This window comes from Mesorhizobium sp. M1E.F.Ca.ET.041.01.1.1 (assembly GCF_003997355.1).
In the GTDB taxonomy this organism is placed as follows: Bacteria; Pseudomonadota; Alphaproteobacteria; order Rhizobiales; family Rhizobiaceae; genus Mesorhizobium.
Genome location: NZ_RZSL01000734.1, coordinates 1 through 2,572, shown reverse-complemented (window position 1 = coordinate 2,572; position 2,572 = coordinate 1). Strand labels below are relative to the sequence as shown.

3 protein-coding genes and 1 pseudogene are annotated in these 2,572 nt (G+C 63.6%); 1 reads left to right on the top strand and 3 read right to left on the bottom strand.

Features of this window, described 5'->3' with window-relative positions:
• Positions 1-36: 36 nt before the first annotated feature.
• A pseudogene (locus EOA38_RS33310) lies at positions 37-726 on the bottom strand (extracellular solute-binding protein); the annotation flags it as partial.
• A 173-nt stretch (positions 727-899) separates the two neighbouring features.
• Positions 900-1,808, bottom strand: coding sequence for a transcriptional regulator GcvA (gene gcvA / locus EOA38_RS33305; RefSeq protein ID WP_126090733.1), 909 nt, complete (start codon positions 1,806-1,808; stop codon positions 900-902).
• 104 nt (positions 1,809-1,912) lie between these two features.
• Between gcvA and EOA38_RS33300 the strand changes: the two genes are divergently transcribed.
• Complete coding sequence (locus EOA38_RS33300; protein WP_348627546.1) at positions 1,913-2,104, top strand: hypothetical protein; 192 nt, start codon at positions 1,913-1,915, stop codon at positions 2,102-2,104.
• A 61-nt stretch (positions 2,105-2,165) separates the two neighbouring features.
• Here the strand turns inward: EOA38_RS33300 and EOA38_RS33295 are convergent.
• Positions 2,166-2,572, bottom strand: a 407-nt coding sequence (locus tag EOA38_RS33295; protein ID WP_281060144.1) for a sugar-binding domain-containing protein, incomplete at its 5' end; no start/stop codon positions are given.

Genomic DNA, 2,572 nt, shown 5'->3' with positions numbered 1-2,572 from the left:
GTTCTATGTCGACCTGATGAAGGCCGATTCGGCCTTCATCAGGTCGACATAGAACTGCAGCGTGTTCTTCCATTCAGGCTGGTCGAATTGCGGCTTCCAGTTCTCGTCGAACCAGCGGGCGCCGAAGGAGTTCGACATGGCGGTGAGGAAGGCCATGTTCTCGCCCCAGCCGGCCTTGCCGCGCAGACAGACGCCGTTCACGCCATTGGCGCGGTCGGTCATCTTGTCGGCAGCCTGCTTGATGAAGTCCCAGGTCGGGGCATCGGGCATCTTGAGGCCGGCCTTCTCCATCAGGTCCTTGCGGTACATGACGAAGGAGCTCTCACCGTAGAAGGGCGCGGCGTAGAGCTTGCCGTCGACCGAAAGGCCGCCGGCAATGGCCGGGATGATGTCCTTGACGTCGTAGTCGTCGCCAAGCTTGTCGAGCGGCAAGAGCCAGCTCTGCTTTGCCCAAATCGGGACCTCATAGGTGCCGATGGTCATCACGTCGTACTGGCCGCCCTTGGTGGCGATATCGGTGGTGACGCGCTCGCGCAGCACGTTCTCTTCAAGCGTGACCCAGTTGAGCTTGATGTCGGGGTTGGCCTTCGTGAAGTCGTCCGTCAGCTTCTGCATGCGGACCATGTCGCCGTTGTTGACGGTGGCGATGGTGATGGATTCGGCATGCGCGGCGAAAGCGAGGGCGCTGGCCGACAACAGGCCCAGGGTGAGCGTGCGAAGTTTCATCAATTCCTCCCTAAAACCAAGATGAGCATTTGCCTTGGCTGTGAGCAATTACTCACTTAGCGTGAATTATGTCAAGGCTGAATCGATGCTGCAGCGCAGCACAAATCGACGCCACACCCTGCCTGGGCGGCGCGTAACGGGAGACAGGTTCGGTGGCCGGTAGCCGCGTCCGGTTACTGGCAGGCGATCTCGGCAAGGATCCAATCGCGGAAGGCGCGGATCTTCGGCACGTTGCGCCGCGCCGTGGGATAGACCAGCCAGTAGGCATGACCATCGTCGCCGACCAGGTCGAAGGGCTGGATCAGCCGGCCGTCGGCAAGTTCGTTCTTGAACAGCGCCCTGGTCAGGATCGCCACGCCGTGGCCGGCCATGGCGGCATTCGCCTCATAGGCCTGCGCGCCCATGCTGGTGCCGGGGCGGCTGGCGAGTTCCTCGGCCGGCAGACCCGCGAGCGCGAACCATTCCTGCCACCAGATGTCGCCCGGATCGAGGATGGGGAGCTTGAGCAGGTCGGCCGGTTCGTTGACGCCGCCGATGCTGGCCGCGAGCCTGGGGCTGAGCACCGGGGTGAAGTCGGCCTTGAACAGCATATGCGTTTCCACGCCCGGCCATTTGCCGCCGCCGGACCGGATGGCTATGTCGATGTCCTCGCGGGCGAAATCGACGACGCGGTTCGAGGTATCGACGCGCACGGCCAGCGCGGGATGCGCGACCTGGAAAGAGCCCAGATGCTGCGCCAGCCAGTTCGAGGCGAAAGTAAGCAAGGTGGAAACGCAAAGCACGCCTTCCGCGCCGGCGCGGGCGGCCGAGTAGGCGCCGCTCAGCAACGAAAACGCCTCGCTGACGGCCGGCGCCAGGCGCTGGCCGGGCTCGGTCAGCTCGATCTGCTTGGGCCGGCGCAGAAACAAGGGCGCGCCGATGCGTTCCTCGAGCAGCTTGATCTGATAGCTCGCGGCGGCTTGCGTCATGCCGAGTTCCTCGGCGGCCTTGGTGAAGGAAAGGTGCCTGGCCACGGCCTCGAACACGCGGATCGCCTGCAGCGGCGGGAGTTGGGCAAACTGTCGGGCGCTGAGATCGGGCATAAGGCCTCTTTATGGGTCATGATCGACGTTTGATTGGAAGCACTGGCCGCTAACACCGATATGTGGGGTCGACGATCAACCCAGTTCAAGCATGGCGAAGGCTGATGATCATGACCACGATACAGGAAAAAGTCGTTTCGTCCCCGGCCCGCAGTTCGATTTCGCTGTTGGCGCGGGAGTTTTCATGGTTCGCCAGCCGCCGGCGCGGCTATGTCGATGTTCGAGACCTGTCGCCGCATCTACAGCGCGACATGGGCTTCCTCGACGGCAACGATCCGCGCGGGCCTTCCCGATAGGCGGTTCTTTTTTATCAACAATCGTTTGGCGGATGCTGGATGATGAAGCTGGGGCCCGATTTCATGCGCCCGCAAGCAACGCCGCCGCCGTCCGCTCGTCGGTGATGAGGCCGTTGACCAGCCGCCGGTTCACGGCGGCCAGGATGCCCGGCAACTTGCGCTCGCCCATGGCCAGCGCAATGACCAGCGACTTCTCGCGCGACGGCAAGGCCGCGGAGGACACGCGATCGTTGGTGATGCCTTCGATCATGCGGCCCTCGCGGTCGAACACCCAGCCGACGATCTCGGCGACGCCGCCGGCTTTCTGCAATGCCTTGAGCTCCCCTTCCGAGATGAAGCCGTCCTCATAGAGCGGCGCCTTCGGGCCAAGGTCGCCGATGCCGACGAAGGTGACATCGGCCTCCGCGGCAAGCGCCAGCGTCGGCTGGATCATCGGCTGGTTGAGCAGCATATCGCGCTCTTCCGGCG

Bases quoted from the DNA above. Each gene is read 5' to 3' on its own strand.
- EOA38_RS33300 (WP_348627546.1), top strand. From the start codon at position 1,913: ATGATCATGACCACGATACAGGAAAAAGTCGTTTCGTCCCCGGCCCGC.
- gcvA (WP_126090733.1), bottom strand. From the start codon at position 1,808: ATGCCCGATCTCAGCGCCCGACAGTTTGCCCAACTCCCGCCGCTGCAG.